The 23,035-nt window shown below is 39.2% G+C and carries 23 protein-coding genes; 10 read left to right on the forward strand and 13 right to left on the reverse strand.

What is annotated here, in order from left to right:
- Positions 1-24 precede the first annotated feature (24 nt).
- Complete coding sequence (locus M1F26_RS06340) at positions 25-237, reverse strand: DUF465 domain-containing protein (RefSeq protein WP_004261774.1); 213 nt, start codon at positions 235-237, stop codon at positions 25-27.
- Positions 238-504: 267 nt separating this feature from the next.
- Here M1F26_RS06340 and eco point away from each other — a divergent pair, with 267 nt between their 5' ends.
- On the forward strand, positions 505-981 hold the full coding sequence (gene eco, locus M1F26_RS06345; protein ID WP_094962081.1) for a serine protease inhibitor ecotin: 477 nt from the start codon (positions 505-507) through the stop codon (positions 979-981).
- 211 nt (positions 982-1,192) lie between these two features.
- Here eco and M1F26_RS06350 read toward each other — a convergent pair whose 3' ends face one another.
- Positions 1,193-1,630, reverse strand: coding sequence for a universal stress protein (locus M1F26_RS06350; protein WP_004261767.1), 438 nt, complete (start codon positions 1,628-1,630; stop codon positions 1,193-1,195).
- 299 nt (positions 1,631-1,929) lie between these two features.
- Between M1F26_RS06350 and M1F26_RS06355 the strand changes: the two genes are divergently transcribed.
- Together M1F26_RS06355 and M1F26_RS06360 are read left to right on the forward strand one after the other, a co-directional pair.
- Positions 1,930-2,859: a cation diffusion facilitator family transporter gene (locus M1F26_RS06355; RefSeq protein ID WP_004261765.1), complete on the forward strand. Its 930-nt coding sequence runs from the start codon at positions 1,930-1,932 to the stop codon at positions 2,857-2,859.
- 234 nt (positions 2,860-3,093) lie between these two features.
- Complete coding sequence (locus M1F26_RS06360; protein WP_140170972.1) at positions 3,094-4,134, forward strand: galactose-1-epimerase; 1,041 nt, start codon at positions 3,094-3,096, stop codon at positions 4,132-4,134.
- 85 nt (positions 4,135-4,219) lie between these two features.
- Here M1F26_RS06360 and M1F26_RS06365 read toward each other — a convergent pair whose 3' ends face one another.
- The 3 genes from M1F26_RS06365 to prpB form a co-directional block, all read right to left on the reverse strand.
- On the reverse strand, positions 4,220-5,674 hold the full coding sequence (locus M1F26_RS06365; RefSeq protein WP_140170970.1) for a bifunctional 2-methylcitrate dehydratase/aconitate hydratase: 1,455 nt from the start codon (positions 5,672-5,674) through the stop codon (positions 4,220-4,222).
- 11 nt (positions 5,675-5,685) lie between these two features.
- Positions 5,686-6,849 carry a 2-methylcitrate synthase gene (gene prpC, locus M1F26_RS06370; RefSeq protein WP_140170968.1) on the reverse strand — a complete coding sequence of 388 codons (1,164 nt, stop codon included), beginning with the start codon at positions 6,847-6,849 and terminating at the stop codon, positions 5,686-5,688.
- Between the two features lie 61 nt (positions 6,850-6,910).
- On the reverse strand, positions 6,911-7,798 hold the full coding sequence (gene prpB / locus M1F26_RS06375; protein ID WP_140170967.1) for a methylisocitrate lyase: 888 nt from the start codon (positions 7,796-7,798) through the stop codon (positions 6,911-6,913).
- A gap of 245 nt (positions 7,799-8,043) precedes the next feature.
- Between prpB and prpR the strand changes: the two genes are divergently transcribed.
- A complete protein-coding gene (gene prpR, locus M1F26_RS06380; RefSeq protein ID WP_140171346.1) occupies positions 8,044-9,660 on the forward strand; it encodes a propionate catabolism operon regulatory protein PrpR in 1,617 nt (538 codons plus the stop codon).
- Between the two features lie 561 nt (positions 9,661-10,221).
- A complete protein-coding gene (locus M1F26_RS06385) occupies positions 10,222-11,364 on the forward strand; it encodes an MFS transporter (RefSeq protein WP_004261743.1) in 1,143 nt (380 codons plus the stop codon).
- 71 nt (positions 11,365-11,435) lie between these two features.
- On the opposite strand, the gene M1F26_RS06390 is transcribed toward M1F26_RS06385, so the two are convergent.
- Complete coding sequence (locus M1F26_RS06390) at positions 11,436-12,380, reverse strand: ATP-grasp fold amidoligase family protein (RefSeq protein WP_140170965.1); 945 nt, start codon at positions 12,378-12,380, stop codon at positions 11,436-11,438.
- A gap of 373 nt (positions 12,381-12,753) precedes the next feature.
- Positions 12,754-13,851, reverse strand: coding sequence for a fatty acid desaturase family protein (locus M1F26_RS06395; protein WP_004912978.1), 1,098 nt, complete (start codon positions 13,849-13,851; stop codon positions 12,754-12,756).
- A 554-nt stretch (positions 13,852-14,405) separates the two neighbouring features.
- Here M1F26_RS06395 and M1F26_RS06400 point away from each other — a divergent pair.
- The 5 genes from M1F26_RS06400 to fghA all read left to right on the forward strand — a co-directional run bounded on the left by M1F26_RS06400 (position 14,406) and on the right by fghA (position 18,253).
- Positions 14,406-14,732 (forward strand): DUF1090 family protein, encoded by a 327-nt coding sequence (locus tag M1F26_RS06400; protein ID WP_140170963.1) that lies wholly within the window; start codon positions 14,406-14,408, stop codon positions 14,730-14,732.
- 185 nt (positions 14,733-14,917) lie between these two features.
- Entirely contained in the window at positions 14,918-15,835 is a 918-nt protein-coding gene (locus tag M1F26_RS06405) for a bestrophin family protein (protein WP_140170961.1), read from the forward strand.
- A gap of 168 nt (positions 15,836-16,003) precedes the next feature.
- On the forward strand, positions 16,004-16,276 hold the full coding sequence (frmR, locus tag M1F26_RS06410; RefSeq protein WP_109913133.1) for a formaldehyde-responsive transcriptional repressor FrmR: 273 nt from the start codon (positions 16,004-16,006) through the stop codon (positions 16,274-16,276).
- Between the two features lie 17 nt (positions 16,277-16,293).
- Positions 16,294-17,406 carry an S-(hydroxymethyl)glutathione dehydrogenase/class III alcohol dehydrogenase gene (locus tag M1F26_RS06415; RefSeq protein ID WP_140170960.1) on the forward strand — a complete coding sequence of 371 codons (1,113 nt, stop codon included), beginning with the start codon at positions 16,294-16,296 and terminating at the stop codon, positions 17,404-17,406.
- A gap of 10 nt (positions 17,407-17,416) precedes the next feature.
- Positions 17,417-18,253, forward strand: a complete 837-nt coding sequence (fghA, locus tag M1F26_RS06420; RefSeq protein WP_109913134.1) for an S-formylglutathione hydrolase — start codon at positions 17,417-17,419, stop codon at positions 18,251-18,253.
- 75 nt (positions 18,254-18,328) lie between these two features.
- On the opposite strand, the gene M1F26_RS06425 is transcribed toward fghA, so the two are convergent.
- The 6 genes from M1F26_RS06425 to M1F26_RS06450 all read right to left on the reverse strand — a co-directional run bounded on the left by M1F26_RS06425 (position 18,329) and on the right by M1F26_RS06450 (position 23,018).
- Complete coding sequence (locus tag M1F26_RS06425) at positions 18,329-18,547, reverse strand: HEAT repeat domain-containing protein (protein ID WP_004912961.1); 219 nt, start codon at positions 18,545-18,547, stop codon at positions 18,329-18,331.
- A 278-nt stretch (positions 18,548-18,825) separates the two neighbouring features.
- Positions 18,826-19,038 carry a HEAT repeat domain-containing protein gene (locus tag M1F26_RS06430; RefSeq protein ID WP_004912957.1) on the reverse strand — a complete coding sequence of 71 codons (213 nt, stop codon included), beginning with the start codon at positions 19,036-19,038 and terminating at the stop codon, positions 18,826-18,828.
- 303 nt (positions 19,039-19,341) lie between these two features.
- Positions 19,342-20,130 carry a heme ABC transporter ATP-binding protein gene (locus M1F26_RS06435; RefSeq protein WP_227528917.1) on the reverse strand — a complete coding sequence of 263 codons (789 nt, stop codon included), beginning with the start codon at positions 20,128-20,130 and terminating at the stop codon, positions 19,342-19,344.
- A 2-nt stretch (positions 20,131-20,132) separates the two neighbouring features.
- Positions 20,133-21,134, reverse strand: a complete 1,002-nt coding sequence (locus tag M1F26_RS06440) for a FecCD family ABC transporter permease (protein WP_140170956.1) — start codon at positions 21,132-21,134, stop codon at positions 20,133-20,135.
- Positions 21,131-21,952, reverse strand: a complete 822-nt coding sequence (locus tag M1F26_RS06445) for a heme/hemin ABC transporter substrate-binding protein (RefSeq protein WP_140170954.1) — start codon at positions 21,950-21,952, stop codon at positions 21,131-21,133. The genes M1F26_RS06440 and M1F26_RS06445 overlap by 4 nt, the downstream gene beginning before the upstream one ends.
- A 16-nt stretch (positions 21,953-21,968) precedes the next feature.
- Positions 21,969-23,018: a hemin-degrading factor gene (locus tag M1F26_RS06450; RefSeq protein WP_140170952.1), complete on the reverse strand. Its 1,050-nt coding sequence runs from the start codon at positions 23,016-23,018 to the stop codon at positions 21,969-21,971.
- Positions 23,019-23,035 lie beyond the last annotated feature (17 nt).

Genomic DNA, 23,035 nt, shown 5'->3' on the forward strand with positions numbered 1-23,035 from the left:
AACTAATACTATTATCGTGATAACCTATTGACTCGAGAGCATTATTTTTTGCATTTCATCTTTAAGATGTAATTTTTCTTTTTTTAGCTTAGCGACATGCTCATTGTAACCAGCACCAGAAGGCCCTTCTAATTTGCTGATTTCTTTGTCGAGTTGATGATGTTTTTCATAAAGAGTTTGAAAACGGGGATGTGTAGAGATTAATTTTGAAACTAAATCTTGATCTGCTGATAACATACTACCTCCTCAGAATATATTAAGCCTCAGTTTCAGTATAAACAGTGCATGCATTTTGTACATCCAAATAGCTTGTAATTTACATAATTTTTATTAGTTTTATGATCCTTCTACTAGAATTAAGTAGTATTACATGGCTTTTACCTGAGTTATCTATATTTTTGTAATTAAGAATCATCTATAGTGATAATTACGGTGTAAATGACTTAACATGGATAAAAGACTGGTTTTAAAAATTAGTTTTGTGTTCTTAAATAGGAATAAATAATGAAAAAAGCGATTTTATCTGTAATGGCGGCGGCACTAATTTCATCTTGTGCAGTAGCAACGGAAGATTTGGAAAAGATCGCGCCATACCCAAAAGCAGAATCGGGTATGACTCGTCATGTGATTGAATTAACCAAGCAACAAAATGAAAATGACTTTATGGTTGAGTTAGTTATTGGAAAAACGATCAAAGCAGATTGTAACCGCCAATGGTTTATGGGTGACCTAGACAGAAAGACGTTGGAAGGCTGGGGCTATGATTATTATAAACTCGACGAAGTAAAAGGCCCGGCATCCACTATGATGGGATGCTCTGAGCCTGCAAAAGACCGTTTTGTGACGACTCAATTAGGCGATGATGCATTTGTGCGTTATAACAGCAAATTACCGATTGTGGTTTATGCTCCGAAAGATATGCAAGTAAAATATCGTATCTGGTCTACAGACGATAAATTAATTGATTCAGTTACAAAATAAATATTAAAGAAAATGCCGCATTTAGCGGCATTCAGACTGCTGACAAACATATTATGTTTGGCGACAAGTCTAATAGGTTTTGAAAATAAATCAGGAAAATCAATTTATTGATTTTCGGCTGATAACACAAAGCGGGAAAAACCACGCTTTTATCCCGCTTTGTCAACAACCTCAAATGCCGCATTTAGCGGCATTTTTTATAGAAACCAATTTAGCGAATAACGAAGACAGATGTTTTCGCATGGCGCACGATTGCAGAGGCTGTTGAACCTAATAAATAGGTTGAAGTGCTTGGGTGATGGGAGCCTACAACAATGAGATCTGCGCTAATTTCTTGCGCATAATCTAAGATTTCATCTTTAGCTGAACCAATACCAATTTTGCAGTTAATCCGTTCATCAGCAACTTTGATATCTTTAATGACTTCTTCTAACGCACGCATTGCAAGGATTGAGCGTTCCGCAGAATCTTTGTTGCTTTCTGGTAATGCGGCAATTTCAATACCAAAAAATAACTCAAGGCTCGGAATAACGGATAGAAAATGAATTTCAGCTGAGCTTAGTTGCGCTAGTGCCTCAACGTGTTTGATGATCTCTTGGTTTAATTCATCTTCTAACAAATCAATAGGGACTAGGATTTTTTTATACATAGCTACCTCATTTTCGTATTATTTAAAATTAATTACAAAAGGTTATCTACAATATACTATAAGTTAAATGAAAAGTAATAAATGCTATAACGTGCGCATTTATAGCGATAATCTAAAAATGACATAGCTTCTTCTTTGAAAAGAAAGAATAATTATTATCAACTCTCAGTGTTATTTACAAATCACACAGAGACTTTTAACAAAATATATGCGAAGATCGCGGTAATTTGCTTAACTAATTGATTTAAATGTGTTATTTGAATGATAATTGTTTTGTTTTTCATTAAAGAACCTATTTTATGACTATGAATAATGCTTCAACACAGAAAAAAAGTGATTTTGAAATCCAACAAATAAAATTTAAAGCCGCAAAAAAAAGTACCTTAGTCAGTGTTGTCGTAAATATTTTCTTATCGATTTGGCAGATAATTGTTGGTATTTTTTCTCATTCTTCCGGGTTAGTCGCTGACGGTATTCATACATTATCGGATTTGGTCGCTGATTTTGTGGTGTTGATAGCCAATAAGAAAAGCCACAAGAAGCCAGATGAAGACCATCCATATGGTCATTTTCGTTATGAAAATGGCGCTTCATTAATATTAGGTATTATTTTATTAATTGTGGGCGTGGGAATGGTTTGGTCAGCGATTGAAAAATTACTGAAACCTGAGTTAATTCCTGAAGTTCACTCAATTGCATTGATTGTTGCACTGATTGCTTTAGTCGCAAAAGAGGGGCTGTTTCGCTATATGTTGCATGTCGCGAAAAAAGTAAACTCCAGTATGTTAGTGGCGAATGCATGGCATGCTCGTTCCGATGCTGCTTCCTCCCTAGTGGTGGCCATTGGTATTGTTGGTAGCCTGTGTGGGTTTAAAATTTTTGACCCACTGGCCGCGTTGATTGTAGGGACATTTGTTTTTCGGATGGGGTTTAAATTCACCAATCAATCCATGCAAGATTTAATGGATAAAGGCGCAGACGAAGAAACTTTGCAGGAAATCCGTTCTGTTTTGGATAATATTAGTGAGTTATCGGGATACCATGATTTAAAAACACGTAAATCGGGTGACTTTTTATTGGTGGATGTGCATTTAGAGCTTGATGGAAATATGAGTATTACTGTTGGCCATGAAATTGCGGTAAATGTGCGTAAAAAATTGATGGAAAACCCATTAATTTTGGATGTTATGACCCACCTTGACCCGTATGACAAAGACGCTAAGCATTAATCATACATTTATTTTATTTTTCGATAAAAACCGAGCTTTAAAGTGGCTCGGTTTTTTATTGCAAGCTATTATGTAAAATCAACACATTAATTATTGCACCTGATTGATAACAAGGCGAAAATTAATAAGCAGTTTCAAGATGGCACAATAAGGTATTTGTTTCAAAATATAGGGCAAATGTAGCAAACCCCAAAAAATGCTCTCTATAGTGATTATTGAATGATTGAGGAAAAAATGCGGTTAACTCAAGAACAATGTCAGACATTTCGCGCCCCAAAGGTTATTGCCCTTACTAATCAAAATGGTATGAAGGTTATTCTCAGTAGCCTAGGAGCTAGTTGGGTTAGCTGTATACTTCCGCTAGTAACAGGAAAACGAGATGTTGTTTTAGGTTCACCCAATATGGCTAAACAGATGGAACAGGGGGTATACCTTGGTTCAATCGTTGGGCGAGTTGCTAACCGCATAAACAATTCACAATTCACGCTAAATGAACAGCATTATCAACTTTCGAATAACCAAGGTGTACATTGCTTGAATGGTGGAAAACATAGTTTTAGCCATCGCATATGGGGTATTTTTCAACCAACACCTCAAAAAGCTGTTTTTTCTTTGACGTCGCCTGTTGGTGATCAAGGCTTTCCGGGGCAGTTAGACGTTGAAGTGAGCTATGAACTCACAGAAGATAATCAAGTCGTTATTCACCATACTTATCAATCGACAGAAGCTTGCCCTGTTAATCTTGCGAATCACATCTACTTTAACTTAGCGGGGGAGGACTCGGTCAGAACGGCTTTGGAACATGATTTATATATTGATGCAGACCAATATTTACCGACAGATATGGACGGTATCCCAACGGGAGAGTGGTATAACGTTGCAGATACAAATTTTGATTTTCGCCAAAGTAAACGGATTGGCCGAGATTTCTTACAAGATGATGACCAACGTCGAGTTGGGGGGTATGACCATACGTTTATATTAAACAATACATTAACCGATGGTCTGCAGACGGTGGCAACCCTCGGGGCACCAAGTGGTGATGTGCGGCTAAATATCGCAACCACGCAGTCTGCATTACATGTGTACAGTGGAAATAACCTGCTTGCAACGTCGGGGAAAACACGAACGTATGTCCCTTATTCAGGGGTAGTGATAGCAACTCAGTTTCCAGCAGATGCAATCAATCACCCTGAGTGGGGAGAACAATACAGTTCGATTGCATTTCCTCAACAAATGTACCAAAACCAAACGCATTACCAATTTGTTTTCTAATACAATAGTGAATATTCAGCGCCTCTATATTAAGGCGCTGAATTACTCGCCAGTTAATGCTCGCCAGTTAATAATTTCCTTAGTCTTAAATAACGAATAGATCCATATATTCATTGACGGGCATTTTTTCTAGCATTGGTTTATCGAGAGAGGCTTTTAGAATTCGAATTTGTTGAGCCTCTGGGAATTGCCTTGCTAGATTAATTTTAAATTTATTTAATAACAATGGCATCCCTTCTTTACGGCGGCGTTTATGGCCAACAGGATATTCGATAACAACTTCATCAAGCACTTGTCCATCCTTCAATGTAATGGTTAACCCATTGCTAATCGAACGTTTTTCAGGGTCATGATAGTCTCGGGTAAACTGTGCATCTTCAGTGCAATGCATTTTTGCACGTAATGCATCAATACGCTCATCTTTGGCAATATTATCTTCATAATCAGCAGCCGTTAAACGACCAAAAATTAATGGGATAGCGACCATATATTGAATGCAATGGTCACGATCTGCTGGGTTATGTAATGGGCCTTTTTTATCAATGATACGAATACAAGCTTCATGAGTGCGTATGGCAATAGACTCAATATCTTGAGCCGTTTTTCCTGATTTTTCGAGGGTTTGGTGGAGTTGTAACGCTGCCTCTACTGCTGTTTGGGAATGAAACTCAGCAGGGAAAGAAATCTTAAACAACACATTTTCCATAACATAGGAGCCATAAGGGCGTTGAAAACGCAGGGGTTGTCCATTAAATAAAACATCGTAGAAGCCCCAGGTTTTAGCCGTTAGCGCCGTTGGATAGCCCATTTCCCCTTTTTGAGCCATTAAAGCCAGCCGTACAGCACGGGAGGTGGCGTCACCTGCCGCCCATGACTTGCGAGACCCTGTATTGGGGCTATGGCGGTAGGTACGTAAGCTGTGGCCATCAATCCACGCTTGGGAAACAGCATTGAGAATTTGTTCTCTTTCCAGCCCCAATAGATGAGAAACAACCGCAGTTGATGCCACTTTGACTAAAATAACATGGTCGAGCCCGACTTGGTTAAAGGCATTTTCTAGTGCGATGCAGCCTTGAATTTCATGCGCTTTAATTAATGCAGTCAAAACATCTTTAATAACTAGCGGGGGCTTGCCTTTCGCAATATTTTCACGAGAAAGCCAATCTGCAGTGGCTAAAATACCACCAAGGTTATCCGACGGGTGGCCCCATTCGGCAGCCAGCCAAGTGTCATTAAAGTCGAGCCAACGGCACATTGTGCCAAGATTAAATGCGCCTTGCACTGGGTCTAATTGAAATTGGGTGCCTGGGATTTTTGTGCCATTTGGCACAATCGTACCTGGAATGATTGGCCCTAATAATTTTTTACATGCAGGGTATTCAAGGGATTCCATACCGCAACCAAGGGTATCGAGCAGGCAATGATAAGCCGTATCATAGGCGAGGTCAGAAATAATTGGGTAATCCATTACATAATCAACAATATCGCTGATCACTTTATCAAATTCAATTTGTTGCGAACGCACGGTTTGTGTTGTCATTAGGTTACCTTTTAACGCTGTTCTATAGGAGTAAATAATTGATTTTCAGGACCAATATAGTTGGCTGAAGGACGAATAATTTTATTATCTTGTCGTTGCTCAATAATATGTGCTGACCAGCCAGCGGTACGTGCCATAACAAATAATGGGGTAAACATGGCGGTGGGAATGCCCATAAGGTGATAGGCCACAGCAGAAAACCAATCTAAATTTGGAAACATGTTTTTTTCACGTTTCATTACGGATTCAATTCGATCCGCAACGGTATAAAGATGTCGATTTAGGTTCTGTTCTGATAACTGTAAAGCGACAGACTTGATAATAGGGTGGCGGGGGTCTGCGAGGGTATAAACGGGGTGGCCAAACCCAATGATAACCTCACTATTTTTAACGCGCGCTGTAATATCTTGTTCTGCTTCCTCCATTGAGGCATAACGTTGCTGAATTTCTAATGAAACTTCATTTGCCCCCCCGTGTTTTGGGCCACGCAAAGCGGCAATTGCACCTGTCATCGCAGAGTAAAAATCCGTGCCTGTTCCCGCAATAACCCTTGCTGCGAATGTCGATGCGTTAAATTCATGTTCTGCGTATAAAATTGCCGCAATATGCATAAATTTTTCCCATTGAGCAGGGGGCTTTTTACCGTGCAATAGATGCAAGAAATGCGCGCCAATTGAATCATCATCAGTTTGGGTTTCAATACGTCTTCCATGGTGGCTAAAGTGATACCAATACAACAACATCGAACCCAGTGACGCTAATAAGCGATCAGCAATATCCCTAGCACCGGAAAAAGGGTGAGATTCTTTTTCGGGTAACACGCAGCCCATCATTGATACGCCTGTGCGCATGACGTCCATTGGGTGCGCGTTCGCGGGTATGGATTCTAACGTTTGTTTAACACTTGCCGGTAACCCCCGAAGAGATTGCAGCTTTTCTTTATATGCAACGAGTTCGGTTGCTGTCGGCAGCCTTTCATGGATGAGCAAATGCGCGATTTCTTCAAATTCACATTGTGTGGCTAAGTCGTGAATGTCAAACCCGCGATAATGCAGATCATTACCATTACGCCCAACGGTACAAAGTGCGGTATTTCCGGCAGTAATACCTGAAAGTGCAACGGATTTTTTAGGTTTAAATTGAGGTGTTTCAGTACGACTAAGTTGTTCATTCATCATTTATTCCTTGTAGGGGACAGAGGCGATGCAACTTTTAGTAATGATAAGTGCTTAAAAATTAGGATTTATTCTTGGAAAATAACGCATCCAGTTTTTGTTCATAATCGTAATAATGAATACTTTGATACAGCTCTTCTCGAGTCTGCATAAGTGGAATGACACTTTTTTGAGTGCCCTCTTTGCGTAATGTTGTATAAACCTGTTCAGCGGCTTTATTCATGGCTCGAAACGCAGACAGTGGATACAGCGCAATGGCAATGTCAACACTGCGTAGTTCATCAAGAGTAAATAAAGGGGTTTGACCAAATTCAGTTAAATTGGCCAGTACGGGAGCGGAGGTATTACTTGTAAACTGTTGATACATAGAAAGCTCAGTAATTGCCTCTGGAAAAAGCATGTCCGCACCGGCTTCTAAGTAGACTTGTGCACGTTCCAGTGCGGCATCAATGCCTTCGACCGCTAATGCATCGGTTCGAGCCATAATGACAAAGCTGTCATCGGTTCGTGCATCAACAGCCGCCTTGATGCGGTCGACCATCTCTTGTGTCGAAACAATTTCTTTATTAGGGCGATGGCCACAACGTTTTGCACCCACTTGGTCTTCAATATGCAACCCTGCCGCACCGGCTTTACAAAAGGATTTCACCGTGCGGGCGACATTAAAAGCAGAAGGACCAAAGCCAATATCGGCATCGACCATAAGTGGTAAGTCACATACATCAGTAATGCGTCGAATATCAATTAAAACATCATCTAACGTTGAAATACCTAAGTCCGGCATGCCCAGTGACCCCGCAGCGACGCCACCTCCAGATAAGTAAATAGCTTTATAGCCAGCTTGTTTTGCAAGGAGCGCGTGGTTGGCATTGATAGTTCCAACGAGCTGCAATGGAGATTCTTGCTTGATAGCCTCACGAAATTTTTGTCCTGCACTAAATGACGACATAATAGCCTCATATGATGTTAATTAATTGTAATGAAATTGAGATAACTATAGTCATATAGCAATTGACGTGCCAATCTGGCTCTAAATTACATGGGTATGCAAATGTGTTTAAAATCAAACTGATATTGTTTTTTTTGATTTGTGACGGGAAAAACAATTTTAAAATAATCGGTTGGTGTGTTTCGTTGAAACAAGATATTGTCAATTGAAACATAAATGAAACATGGTAAGAAGGTATGGCGATGATGGAAAAACCGATTATTTGGACTGTTTCAGTGTCTCGGTTATTTACACTATTTCGAGATATCAGCCCTGAATTTAGTGAACAAGCGGAAATCACCCCACTAAACCTTGGTTTTGAGCAGGCGGTAGAGGCCGTGCATCAACGATTACAGGGTGGACATTGTGATGCCATCATTAGTGCAGGTTCAAATGGTGCTTATTTAAAAAGCCATGTTTCAGTTCCTGTTATTATCGTGAAAATTAGCGGGTTCGATGTCATGCAAGCATTGGCCAAAGCCCGAGAGATTAGCGATAAAGTCGGGATCATTAATTATAAAAAAACACTTTCCTCATTAGATGAATTTCAGCAACGTTTTGGTTTGCAAATTGAACAGCGTAGTTATGTCACCGCAGAAGATGCAAGATCTCAGCTTAAAGCATTAAAAGCAATGGGAATTTCCGTTGTTGTAGGGGCTGGGCTCATCATGGATTTAGCTGATGAAATGGGGATGACAGGGGTTTTTGTCTATTCCACACAAACCATACGACAAGCATTCTCAGACGCTATCGAATTAAGCCGAATGTCGAGGCGTGAAAACCATTCGCAAGACAAATATCTCCCTCCTAATCCCGCAAAAGTCCGTTATACCATTAATGACCTGATTGGTTCGTCATTACCGATGGAACGTGTTAGGCAAACTATTATGTTGTACGCACGTTCTGATGCAACAGTATTGGTTCAAGGTGCGAGTGGAACAGGGAAAGAGATGGTGGCACAAGCCATTCATCACGAATATACCTTATTTAATCAACATAAGCGAAGTAAACAACAAATGCCTTTTGTGGCCGTAAACTGCGGAGCAATACCTGAAACATTATTAGAAGCCGAATTATTTGGCTATGAAGAAGGAGCCTTTACTGGCTCTCGCCGGGGTGGCCGAGCAGGGCTATTTGAACTGGCGAATGGGGGAACACTGTTCTTAGATGAAATTGGTGAAATGCCGATTGCATTACAAACAAAATTATTACGAGTACTCGAAGAGCGTTCTGTCGTGCGTGTTGGGGGGTATAAACCGTTAAAAGTCAATGTACGAGTCATTTGTGCGACTCATTGCGATTTAGACCGTTGGGTAAGAGAAGGGCATTTTCGTGCCGATCTATTTTATCGGCTCGGGGTATTGAGAATGCGAGTTCCAGCACTCAATGAACGTGGCGATGATATTTTTGTATTAGCGGAGCGGTTACTTAAGTTAGCCTTTGCAGGCTTAATGCTGCCGTTGCCTTCTTTTCGTGTACAGCAGTTAATTGCGTGTAAATGCTTTTTTGTTGAGTATTCATGGCCCGGTAATGTGCGAGAACTCAGAAACTTAATGGAGCGAGTTGCACTTTATTGCAGCGCATACCCCGAAAAGGCCATTAGTGAGGAAATGTTGGCGAGTCTATCTCCTGAGCGCAAATGGGATGCAACAAGCCATGAGGTTGTTATCGATAAAAGTAAGGAACCGCTTACTGACGTGATGAATAGGTTTGGTGGTGATCGTAAAGCCGTAGCTCAGCACTTAGGTATTAGCAGAACAACCCTGTGGCGACGTCTTTCTTTATTAGAGAAAGCAAATCAGGTAAATCATGATACTAAATAATAATTAATTTGTATTCATTCAGGGGGGGGGTTGATTAAAAGGTAATGGATTAGTGAGAGTGCCATAAAGGAGATAATTAGGTTGTTTTTATTCATGGAATCATTGAATACTACTTGTTGAATTAAATTCATTCAGTCGTGTTCAGTGACAAATAAATTATTTTGTTATTAAGTGCTTTTAGGATTTTTTCCATATGACTTAAGTTGTATCAAATCGTAACAAAAAACAGTGATGTTTATATTTATCTATTATTTTGATTTTTAAGTATTATTTTTATTTTTCTTGTTCTTCTTTCACTAAATTCACCATCGTAAAAAACGTGATTTTTCTCACATAAATTATTTTGCTAGTCACCATTAGATTTTCTCATTTTAACTTCATGATTGAACGTTCTATATTGCGCTCAAATTAGTCCTATCTTTGTTTTTTTACTACTGCACTAATCGCCGAAATGTGTTCTTTCTTGAGAACACAATGTTGTCGTATTCAACGATGTAGTTGCAGCGCATATTATTTATTTTGTTAGTTGGAGAGTTGGGCGTGAATCAGTCCACTACTATCATGCGCAAACGCGACAATGCATTCGTTCCTGTTGCAGGGTTAACGATTTTTGCTATTGCATCGGGTTATTTAATGAGCTTAATCCCATTATCGATGGGAAGTTTTGGTATTGATACGCAATATGCGGGTTGGTTAGCGAGTGCGTATTATATTGGTTTATTAATTGGCTCAATGTTAATTGAACCAATTATTGCCAAAATAGGCCATCGTCTTGCCTTTATTGGCTTTTTATTGATGCTTGCCGCGACAGTTATTGTACTGCCGTGGACCCCGACCATTGAAGCTTGGTTGCCAAACCGCTTAGTTGCAGGGGTTGCAGTGGCTGGGATTTTTGTGGTTGTCGAATCTTGGTTATTGATTGGCGATAATCCGAAAGAGCGTGCTAAACGTTTAAGTTTTTATATGACGTCATTGTATGGCGGAACCACTCTTGGCCAGCTTGCTATTGGTGTTATTGGAACCCATGGTGCTTATCCGTTTATGGTGGTATTAGGGTTATTATTATTAGCGGTAATGCCACCGTTATTAGTACGTCAAGGCCAGCCAGAAAGTGGTTCGCATCAAAAACTGTCATTGAAAAAAATTGCTCGTTTAAGTAAACCTGCAATTATCGGTTGTATGGTTTCAGGTATTACCATGGGGACTATCTATGGGTTAATGCCGTTATCATTGAAAAAAGACCAATTCACCACCGACCAAGTCGGTGTGTTGATGGCTTCAATTATTCTTGGTGGGATGTTAATACAGCCAGTTGTTAGCAAATTATCTGTCTTAATGAGTAAAACCTTATTACTTGCGATGGTTTCATTATTAGGTGTTTTTGCTATGGGTGTTATTTATATTTCGAGTGACTACTTAGTTATGATTGTCGCTTTAGCGCTACTCGGTATGTCAACTTTTGCCTTATATCCTGTGGCGATAACGTTGGCGTGTGATAACTTAGATTCCTCCTATATCGTCGCAGCAACACAAGTGATGCTGTTTAGTTACAGTATAGGTTCAGCAATGGGGCCTATCGCAGCAGGGACGTTTTTAGGCCAACATAATGGTTTAGTGAATTTCTTCTTTATTGTGCTGTTAGTGACTGCGATTTATATGTTAATTGCGAGCTTACGTCGTAAAGCCAGTGTGTTAGCAAATTAATTTTATCGACAAATAAAACTGCTAAATAAAAGGCTCTGTGAATTACTTACAGGGCCTTTTTGTCGTTCTAATTATTTCTTTTTATTGACGGTTGAAGGTGACAGTTGTGCTTCAATGGGGGAATGCTTTGTATTACGTACAATGCGTTGCTCCCAAAGCTCCCCTAATTTGAAATCCCATGATAGCGGTGATATTTCTGTTCTACCTGCATTTGGGGCAAATGTAAGTTCGCTGAAATACAAGGTATTTTCATCAGACATCAAAAAATCCGCACGGCAATAATCAAAAGGTGTGACGAGTATTTCCGCTAACCGTAACATTTCTTTGAATAGTGGCGGCTCAGATACGGGTTCCAACATGTTCGGATAACCAAAAGTCACGGGTTGTAACTGCCAGTTGATATCATAAATATTAATAAATTCATTGCTAAATTCGTCTGAGTAATCAATCTCTGCATAGGCAGGCTTACCAGAGAAGCAATGGATCCTGCATGTTTCTGGTACTAACTTCCGGTTTTTATTAGCGAATAAATCAATATATTCTTCACACATAATTTGTGCGGGAATAGTTTTATAATGACGCTCTCGAGTAATATAGTAAAGGTTTTTAGTTAAATGAAAATCTAATTTATTTTTAGCTTTTAGCCAGTCAAAGTGTGCTTTATCGCGACAAATAATGCTACTACCACTGTCGTGATTGCATTTTAAAACGAAACGCTCTGGCAGTTTGTTTAGATCAATTTCATCGACACTTTTATAAGTGGCGATGATAGGTACTAAATATTCATTTCCTATTGTTCGTGAGATATATTCCCTTACCGCGAGTTTATCTGCAAATTGTGAATATAATGGATTTTTATCTCGCAACATTCTAAAATTTACTTTCTCATTAAAGCTTTTTGGGGCTTTAAAATCAGGGCGGTAATTGAGTTTTTTAGTAAATTTATTAGTGAGATATGTTTTGTCACTCATAATGAGCGTACGTAATTTTTTTATAAAATACTCTGCTTTTTTCATGCGAGCACCAACCATTCTAAAATTGTAGTGTGTAAATGAAATCTAATTTTTATTTGATTATATTTTTTATAACTTAAATAAAACATCAATAAATGTAACGGTCAATTTAATAATTTCTTAATAAATAAATAGTAAACAAAAGATAAATAAAGGTCATTTTGTTAATAATAGCCGGGTATCTGTATGCTTTTATATCAATAATTAAATCAATCGTTTTAATTATTCGTCATTAATAATAAGGGTATTGCCTATTTAATGTGTAACATAGGCAAGAAAGATAGACCTTAAGGGTTTATTTAGATAATGACCTCTAAACAAATGGATTTAGAGATGGTATTTTAGAAAGTTGTTATTTTTTAAATTACTAAAATTGTTATTGCAGTGGCGGTTGTCCCATTTGTTTTAAAAATCGTATTTGAGCTGCAACGAGTTGTTTGTAATCAATACAACGGTATGGCATATCGTACTGTTGGGCCAATTTGGCTAAGATGTGTGCTAGAGCAGGGTAATGGCGATGGTGCCAATGAGGGAAAAGATGATGTGTAAGGTGGTAATTTAATCCCCCAGTTAAGCGCCATAAAAAATGGGGGGTTGGTAGCCAGTCACAAGCCGTGACAAAATTATGGTGGTACCAGCCATGCGTGATTTGTTTATCCTCAGGTGCAGTAAAAAACTGTGTCTCTGCCCAATGTGTTCCTAATAATAAATAAATTACAAAAATGGAAGCAACCATCTGGCTCAACAAGTACGTGATAAATATTGCAGTTAAGCTGATCCCATGATGGTGAGCCACTATTACTGGGATACCAAGCATCAATATTAAGTGTCCTATCTTGCTACCTAAAAATAATCCCCAACCTAGTTTACCTTCTAAAACTTTCTGTGTTTTTAAGCGTGTTTTCCCCGTTCGATCAGACCAATCAAACACCAGAGCTATCCATGTGAGTGACAATGATGCGACGAAAGGCCAATAAATATGTTGATATTTCATAAAAGGTCGCCAACGCTGAAAGGGCGTTTGGCGGAATATGCCATTTTCTTCAGTGTCTAAATCATAATGTTCGATATTGGCATAATGGTGGTGATAATGAACGTGGCGTGTGCGCCAAAATTCCGGTTCTAATCCTAAGGGTAATGTAACTAAACGCCCAAATAACCGATTTTTCCAGCCGGATTTAAATAAGGTATTATGGCAGGCGTCATGTTGGCCAATCACATTTAATAGCATGATGAGTAAGACAAATACAAAATAGGACAATATGTAAACTGTGGTAGATGTTGTAATGAGAATTGGAAGATAACTCAGAACAGCAACAATAAACAAGACGCCAATTGCAGCAAGGTCAGCTAGGCTGGCATACACGTGATCGTGCTTAGTTTGCAGATATTCCTGACTTGCTTGTTTTAATGCGGTATGAAATTGTTGTTCGTTAGCATTGGCGAACTTGAGTTCGAATTCGGTGTGATGCATGTGATTCTCATTTGAGGTTATCTTCTTTATATTCAAAGAGTATATCTTTACTCAGTAAACCGTCGTAAACAAATATGAAAGGAGGTGGGAGTTTAGGCTTATTCTGAATCAGATATCATCGAAAAAATTAAATCTCGAAAATTTAAATGCGTTTTTTTGATGAAAATAGTAGAAATTAATATTAATGCGGATAAGAGATTAAATACGAGATATGGATTAATTAAATTGATATGTTGTTTTATGAAGCATTTGGTAATAATACGTATTGCTTACCTACTGAGGTACGGAAACTAGCTACATCCTTGTAGAATAATCCTTTAATATTAAAGTATCAGGGAAAAATGTGTCTGTCTGTAATAAATCATGTAAAAAAAACATTTTAACTTAATACTCATCATTAATAATAAATGATTGTTATCATTTTAGGTGGGTTTATTTTAATTACTCGTTACATTTGTTTAGCCTAAGCTAAATTAGGAGATTACCTATATTAATAATGTGCCAAAATGATGAAGTAGCCACAGGTAAATTATTTTTTGAATTAGGAATGTGACATGAAAAAAATACTGTTAATAATTTTATCAACGCTGATTATTCCAGTATCCGCTCAAACAGGTTATAAATATTATGGTTGTGATAAAAAAATCTATCAATTAGAAAAACAGCTAAAATATGCCAAAATGCACGGTAACCAAAACAGAGTCATGGGGTTAGAGCGTGCTATTTCAAATGTACAAAATAACTGCTATGACCATTATTCCGGAGCCACAGGCCCAACTAAATTAAATCACCGATATAGTTTTACTGAAACGGATCATTTAGAGCAGCAGATAGAAGCGTTACAAGATGAAATTGAGCGTTTAAAAGCCGCAAAAAACTAGCTTAATAAGTAATATTAAAATCAAATATTATTTATAAACGAAAACCGTATTGGATGAATTTAGCGCTATTGCCACTTGTCATCATTATTGTGATATTTACTTTAATTGTTGTTTGGCTATAGCGCATTGAATTAATTAATGAAATAATAAGTTAATGTCGTTATCTTAATACAATATGTCTTCTTATGGTTATTCGTCCTCATCAGCACTGGTTTTTTCGGTTATTCGACTGGCATGGTTCTGTGCTGTCAAAAATAACATTTCGGCTTTCTCTAAATATAATGATATCAATCGTAGCAGTACTCAGTTTTCAATGGTACGAACGATTAGGTATACACTTAACGATTGCCCCTTTTAGCTTACTGGGGATTGCCATCGCAATCTTCCTCGGTTTTCGTAATAATGCCTGTTACAGCCGTTTGATTGAGGCGCGAACGCTTTGGGCTTCGTTATTAATTAATCAAAGAAATATTTTAAGGAATATTAAAGGGTTATTACCTAATGACCAATTAGCCCAAAAGGAGTTTGCGAATCTGTTGATTGCTTTTGGTTGGAGCCTTAAACACGAACTAAGAAAAACCAGTCCAATCATTGACTTGTACCGGTTATTACCTCGAAATATTTTTGATGAGGTTATCCGAAGTCCGTTTCCCACTAGCCGAATATTGTTGCAGATTGGCCTAAAGGTGGGGGAATTACGTGATAAAAAAGTCATCAGCGATGTACTCTTTCAAGCCATTAATAAAGATATTAATGCATTATCGGACGTACTTGGCGGCTGTGAACGTATTTCGAATACGCCGATCCCGTTTGCGTATACGTTAATTTTACAGCGAACAGTCTATCTATTTTGTTCGTTACTTCCTTTTGCATTAGTCGTAGACCTACATTTTATGACGCCATTTGTTTCTGTTTTTATTTCTTATACCTTCCTAGCGTGGGATGCATTAGCAGAAGAACTCGAAGATCCTTTTGGGATTGCTGCAAATGATTTACCGCTTAATGCTATTTGTAATAGTATTGAAGGTAATGCATTGGATATGTTAGATATTCAACCACTTCCCCCTAAGTATCAGCCAGATAAATACTTTAACTTGTTGTAGCGTTAATCTATTTCTTATTGAAGACAGTAGAACGTGATATTCACGTTTTACTGTTTAACCTTTATACCTAATATTATTTTGTATTTTGGGGTCATAAAAATAAGCAATTCTGTACAGATAATCCTATAGATACTATACTCCCCCTATGTATATTAAAGAGGCTTAAATATGCCACATTCCCCAAAGGAAAAAAAAGCAGTCCTTACTCGGGTTAGAAAGCTGAAAGGGCAATTGTTTGCCTTGGAGTCGGCCTTGGAGGATGAAGTTGAATGTGCTGCCATTTTACAACAAATTGCTGCTATTCGCGGTGCAGTTAATGGTTTGATGGCAGGGGTATTAGAAAGTCATTTACGAGAAGGGCTTCAAGAGTCTGCGACAACACAGTTGCAAAAAGACTCAGTAGACGATGCTATCTCATTAATTCGTACCTATTTGCGGTAAATAAAGAAGGAATAACGATGAAATCACGTGCAGCAGTCGCATTTGGCCCAGGTGAGCCATTAAAAATTGTCGAAATTGATGTCATGCCACCAAAAGCTGGGGAAGTGTTAGTCAAAATTAGCCATACGGGTGTTTGCCATACTGATGCATTTACCTTGTCAGGTGATGACCCTGAAGGGTTATTTCCTGTGGTATTAGGGCATGAAGGGGCGGGCGTTGTTGTTGAAGTCGGCGAAGGTGTAACTAGCGTTAGCGTTGGTGACCATGTCATCCCACTTTATACGGCAGAATGTGGAAAATGTGTTTTTTGTGAATCAGGTAAAACAAACTTATGTGTCTCTGTTAGGGAAACACAAGGTAAAGGTGTGATGCCTGATGGGACAACACGTTTTTCTTACAATGGCCAGCCTGTTTACCATTATATGGGTTGTTCAACATTCAGTGAATATACTGTTGTTGCCGAAGTCTCTTTGGCTAAAATTAACCCTCAAGCCAACCATGAAGAAGTGTGTTTATTAGGTTGTGGCGTGACCACGGGTATCGGTGCTGTACATAATACGGCTAAAGTACAAGAAGGTGACTCAGTTGCAGTTTTTGGCCTCGGTGGGATTGGTCTTGCGGTTATTCAAGGGGCAAGGCAAGCAAAGGCTGGCCGTATTATTGCCATTGATACTAACCCGTCTAAGTTTGAACTAGCGCGCCAATTTGGTGCGACAGAATGTATGAATCCTAATGATTTTGATAAGCCGATTCAGCAAGTGTTGATTGAGAAAACCCAGTGGGGAGTTGATCATACCTTTGAATGTATTGGTAATGTTAATGTTATGCGTGCAGCACTTGAAAGTGCACACCGAGGATGGGGCCAATCAATTATCATTGGTGTCGCAGGGGCAGGGCAAGAAATTTCAACTCGTCCATTCCAATTAGTAACAGGGCGGTCATGGCGTGGTACGGCTTTTGGTGGTGTGAAAGGCCGTAGCCAGTTGCCAAAAATGGTTGAAGATGCCATGAAGGGTGATATTGAGCTGTCTCCATTTGTGACGCACACATTGCCATTAGAGCGTATTAATGACGCATTTGATTTAATGCATGAAGGTAAATCAATCCGTACCGTTATTCACTATGATTAAGGAGTCTTTGATGGAGAGAATTGAACGCCATGCGTGTTTTGGGGGCTGGCAGGATGTTTATCAACATCAATCCACTGTGCTCGGCTGTGAAATGAAGTTCGCAGCCTATCTACCACCACAAGCGAAAACAGTCGCCTGCCCGGTGATTTATTGGTTATCAGGATTAACCTGTAATGAGCAAAATTTTATCACTAAGGCGGGAGCCCAACAATTTGCGGCAAAATATGGCGTAATTCTTATTGCACCGGATACCAGCCCTCGCGGTACTGAAGTCGCTGATGACGAGGCCTATGATTTAGGGCAAGGTGCAGGTTTTTATGTGAATGCGCAGCAAGCTCCGTGGCGTAATCATTACAAAATGTATGATTATATTGTGTCTGAGCTACCTGATTTAGTCGAAACACATTTACCTGTATCTGAAAAACGCGCTATTTTTGGCCATTCTATGGGGGGGCACGGCGCTTTAATGATTGGCCTACGTAATACAGGTCGATATTGTAGTTTATCTGCATTTTCTCCGATTGTTGCTCCAACTCAGGTTCCTTGGGGGCAAAAAGCGTTTATGGCTTATTTGGGGGAAGATACGGTTAGTTGGTCTCAATATGACACCGTTGAATTGCTCGAAAAGGCTGAGGCTATTCCACCTATTTTAGTGGATGTCGGTACTGCGGATCCTTTTTACCAAGAGCAACTGAAACCAGAGTTATTTGCGGATATTTGTGATAAAAAACAATTTGAATATTGTTTGAATCTGCGTGATGGGTATGATCACAGTTACTACTTTATTAGTAGTTTCATTGGTGAACATATTGCATTTCATGCACGATATTTAAGCGATAATAACTAAAATATCATAAAGTGAGACCACTAATTGGTTTCACTTTACTATTTCCATTATTTTATCGTAATAATGCTCAAGTCACTATTCGACCACCTCATTGGAGAGCTTGCTAATTGCTTTAATTGCGCTGATTGCGACATCTTTATTTGGGTCATTACATAATTCAAGTAGGCGGTTAATCGTAATATGTTGTTTCAGCTGTATTTTACAATCGCCTAAAGCGGATATAGCGGCTATTTTTACATCATCATTTTTTCTTTTTGTTAAATCAAGTAATGTATTTATGACTTTGTTATCCATTCATTATCCTGCTAATAGGTATTAATAAATGAATTAAAACTCATTTATTTTTTAAGAGGGTAATTTCAATGTTTAAAATGCTACTAGAAGGAGGTATTTATTGATATCAAAAAACACAACTAATTTGAGTGTAGTGTGGCTGAGCTAGCGTATGAATAGGTAGTAGACATTATTACCTATTCATATTTAGTGACTAGAGAGATCGAGAAAGTTAAATAAGTTTAATTAATAAGTTTTAATTTCAAGAAGAGTATTGATAAAAAGATATTGTTTGTATATTAAAAATGGTCGGAGAGTTTACTTAGCGCTTTTATTGCAGACACTGCGACATCTTTATTTGGGTCTTTACAGAGTTCAAGTAAGCGGTTGATTGCATTTTGTTGTTCAACGGTTACTTTATAATCTCCTAAGGCAGAAATAGCTGCAATTTTAACATCATCATTTCCACGATGCGTTAACTCAATTAATGTTTCAATAATATTGTTTTCCATGTAAACCCTTTGAAATACCTGCGCGATGCTTAGGTATTCTAAGTGAAATTACTTGAGATTTATTTTTGAAATTTACGGGTTTATTAACGGATTATATAGATTTTACACTTTTTTGGGCTAATAACTATTTTATTAACTGAAGTGCATCAAGAGAGTAAATACTATTGATGTAAAAACTAACACCATTAAAAGTTATTGATAACATATTAAAATCGGTATGGTTTAATAATTCTTTATTAAGATAAGAATATTAAAGTACTTTACCCTTAAAGTGAGTTGAATAAAGTACTTTTTAGATATTAGTTAATGGCGCAAATAAACATGAGGCGTGTTATTTTCTGGGTGTTGAGTAACACCTAGGTCAGCTTGATACCATTGAGTTAAATTTTCAGTTGTTAAAACTTCAATAGGGGAACCTTGAGCAACAAGTTTCCCATCATGAATTAATAACACTTTATCTGCATATAGCGCGGTTAGGTTCAGGTCATGTAATACACAGCAAACGCCTAACGGTCGTTGACGGGTAAGTTGATGTAGTAGCCGTAAGCTATGTTGTTGGTGGTATAAATCAAGCGCTGAAGTGGGTTCATCAAGAAACAAACAAGCGGGTTGAGCTGTGGGTTGCCATAATTGCGCTAATACTCGAGCCAATTGAACGCGTTGCTGTTCCCCCCCTGAAAGTTGGCGGTAGTCTCGCTGGCGTAGTGATTGGCAACTGGTTTGTGATAAGGCTTCATCGATGGCGGTGTGTTTATGCTCTGAACCGTAGGGGGTTCTCCCCATCGCAACAACATCTTCAACAGTAAAAGCAAATTGTAAGTGGCTATGTTGTTTCATGACGGCACGTTTTCGTGCTAATTCGTTATGATCCCAGTCAACCATCGCTCGGCCTTCAATAAAGCACGTGCCATGAGTTGGGGTGTTATAGCCAGTTAGTAATTTTAATAGGCTGGATTTCCCTGCGCCATTTGGCCCAATGATCGCGACAAATTCACCTTGATCAATAGATAAACTCACATTATCTATCAATGTCTTTTCACTAATTTTATAAGATAAATTTTGTGCTTCTAACAAGAACGGTTTGGTTTGCATATTTAGATCCTCCCTGCAGGCTGTCGCAAAATGAGCCATAAGAAGTAGGGGCCACCAATCAAGCCTGTTAGCAAGCCAACAGGGATTTCAGCAGGTGCAACTGCAGTCCTCGCTACTGTATCAGCGATCAATAATAACCCCGCACCGACGATAGCTGAACCAGGGATGAGCCAACGATGGTCTGGACCGAGTGTCATACGAATAAGATGCGGAACGACGAGACCCACAAAACCAATAACCCCGCTCATCGCAACAGCACAACCGACTAACATAGCGCTGAGGAATAATAAAATAAATTTGGTTCGTTCAACATTAAGCCCAAGGTAATGTGCATCTTCATCCCCTAATTGTAGAATGTTGAGCTTATTTCCCTGCATTAGGCAGATAACACAAATAGGAAGAATAACTGAAGCGGCAATAGTCAGTGACGTCCAGTCAACATTACCGAGTGTGCCCATCATCCATAAACTAAATGTTCTTAGCTGTTGATCATTGCTGATATAACTAAGAACACCGATGAATGACATGCACAGTGCATTGATTGCGATACCCGCGAGAAGTAATTTTGCGAGGTTGCCATTTGATGAACGATTTAAGCTAAAAATAATAAAAGAAACGGTTAGGCTACCAATAAAAGCAGCAGCGACATGGCCATAACCTTGCATCACGGTGGGTAATGAAACAGAGAAAACAATAAATGCGGCAACGGATAAAGCCGCGCCACTACTGATACCGAGTAAGCTAGGATCAGCGAGGGGGTTACGGAATAACCCTTGCATAATGGCGCCAGACACTGCCAAGGCAAGGCCAACTAAGATGGCAATTAACACACGAGGAAGGCGAATATTCAGCCATATTTGCCAATCCGAGTCTGTGGCAGAAGCCTGCCACAGTGCTTTTAATGAAAAGTTCATTGCGCCTGCATTCGACGCGATGAGAACTAAACCACCAAGTGCGAACAATAAAACGATAATCACCAAAAATGGGTTTTTAAAGCGACTCATTGGGATTTTTCTAATGCCTCACGTAGTTGTTGCATGACTTTAGGCGTACCTAAACTGAAGGTGAGCATACCGACATCATCAACAACCAAAAGCGCTTTATTTTTCCCTGCGGGGGTCATTGACATTCCTTGTAAGTTCCACACTTTTTCTATCCCGCCTAATGATTTAACCCCTTCCTGAGTAAAAATGATTAAATCAGGCTGGCTTGATAGCAAACCCTCTTGGGATAAAGGACGGTAGCTGTCGAAGCTGCTCATGGCATTTTTTGCCCCTACCGCGTTAATGACACTGTCTGCCGCAGTGTGCCGTCCTGCCGCTAAAGGCATAACACCACCGTGACTCATGATAAATAAGACTTTTTTATCAATAGGAGCCGTATTTACTTGGCTGAGCTGTTGGTTAAATTGATTAACTAATTGCTTTCCTTGCTCTGTTTTACCGACCACATTAGCGATGGCGGTAATTTTTTCTGGAATGGCTTCTAAACTGGGTTTCCCTGTCACCTTAATAATTTTTACGCCACTTTTTTCGATTTGCGAGAGAGCCATTGAGGGTTTAGCTAACTCACTCGCAAGTACTAAAGTCGGACGCATTGATAACACACCTTCCGCATTAAGCATACGCATATAGCCCACGTCAGGGAGCTTGGTCGCTTGCTCTGGGTGAAGACTGGTGCTGTCACGGGCAACGAGCTGTTCTTGTGCTCCGAGTGCATACACAATTTCAGTCACATCACCACCTAAGGTGACGATACGTTCTGCTGCATAAGAACTAACAGAGATAAACAGCGTTGATAAGATTAGAAGCCATTGTTTCATAATAAGTTACCTAGGTTTAAATGCGTGGTAATGCGGTGACTTGTTGGCGCCATTGCTCTTGCTCTGGAGTCCCTTCCGTACGCTGCCCATACATTTGTGCAATTTGATTTCCTTGGTTATCGAAGACTTCAAGGCTTGTCACATGGCCATCTTGCGTTGGCTTACGTGTAACCCAGCATTCGGCGATACCATTTTCAATCATGTGCAAGGTGAAATCAGGATTGAAAATATTTAGCCACTTTAAGTCTGAACCTTCACTTTGATATGGCATGATTTTTTTGATTTCACCAGTGAAAATTTGCACACATCCGCGGTTGCCCACAAAAATCATAATTTCATTTTGATCTTTGAACGCAGTGTTAATCAGCTGATTGAAGGAATCATTAGGCACTTTCCAAGCCAAATCATCACTGACTGCGGCGAAAACTTGCTGGCGGCTGAGGTTATTTTTCTTCAGGAGAACAAAAAATTGGTGAACATCTGTCATGTTGCGCCATTGTTGTTCTAGCTGTTGTTTTAGCTCTTCACTAACGGGTTGGTTGGTAAATGGAGTGGCTGCTTCATGGATGAGTTCCGGGTTATCTTGGGTGGCATATTTTTCAATCAGTGCTTGCCATGCCGCCATATCCGTTTCATCGGTGGTGTAAACTTTATGTAGTGCATCACCTTGTTTATCAAAGAATTGAATACTATGGCGTTCACCGTGTTTGCTGTCTTCGGTTAACGCAAAAATGGCATCCCAATGACTAAAGAACATCCGTAAATCAAGGGCGCGTGGGTTTAAAATTAAGCCGCCATGTGGGCTAAATGTCGCATTGTCATAACGGCCAACTTGCTCATGAACAACATATTCGTTGCGTGTAATCGCTTTCACTTTTCCAACAGTGGCTAATTCTGTCAATAAAGTGGGGGCGTCGACGTTTAAACGAACAGCTTTGTCGTGACCAACACGACTATGCAGCAGTTGAGCTTCAGATACATTTAAATAGGCGGCGAGATCGCGAGCGTATTTGGCTTTGTTCTCTGTTTTTGCTTGTTGGTAACGCTCGTAAAGTGCTGAATTCACGTTTATCTCCTTAATAT

It is taken from the genome of Providencia sp. PROV048 (genome assembly GCF_033688165.1).
Classification (GTDB): Bacteria; Pseudomonadota; Gammaproteobacteria; order Enterobacterales; family Enterobacteriaceae; genus Providencia; species Providencia hangzhouensis.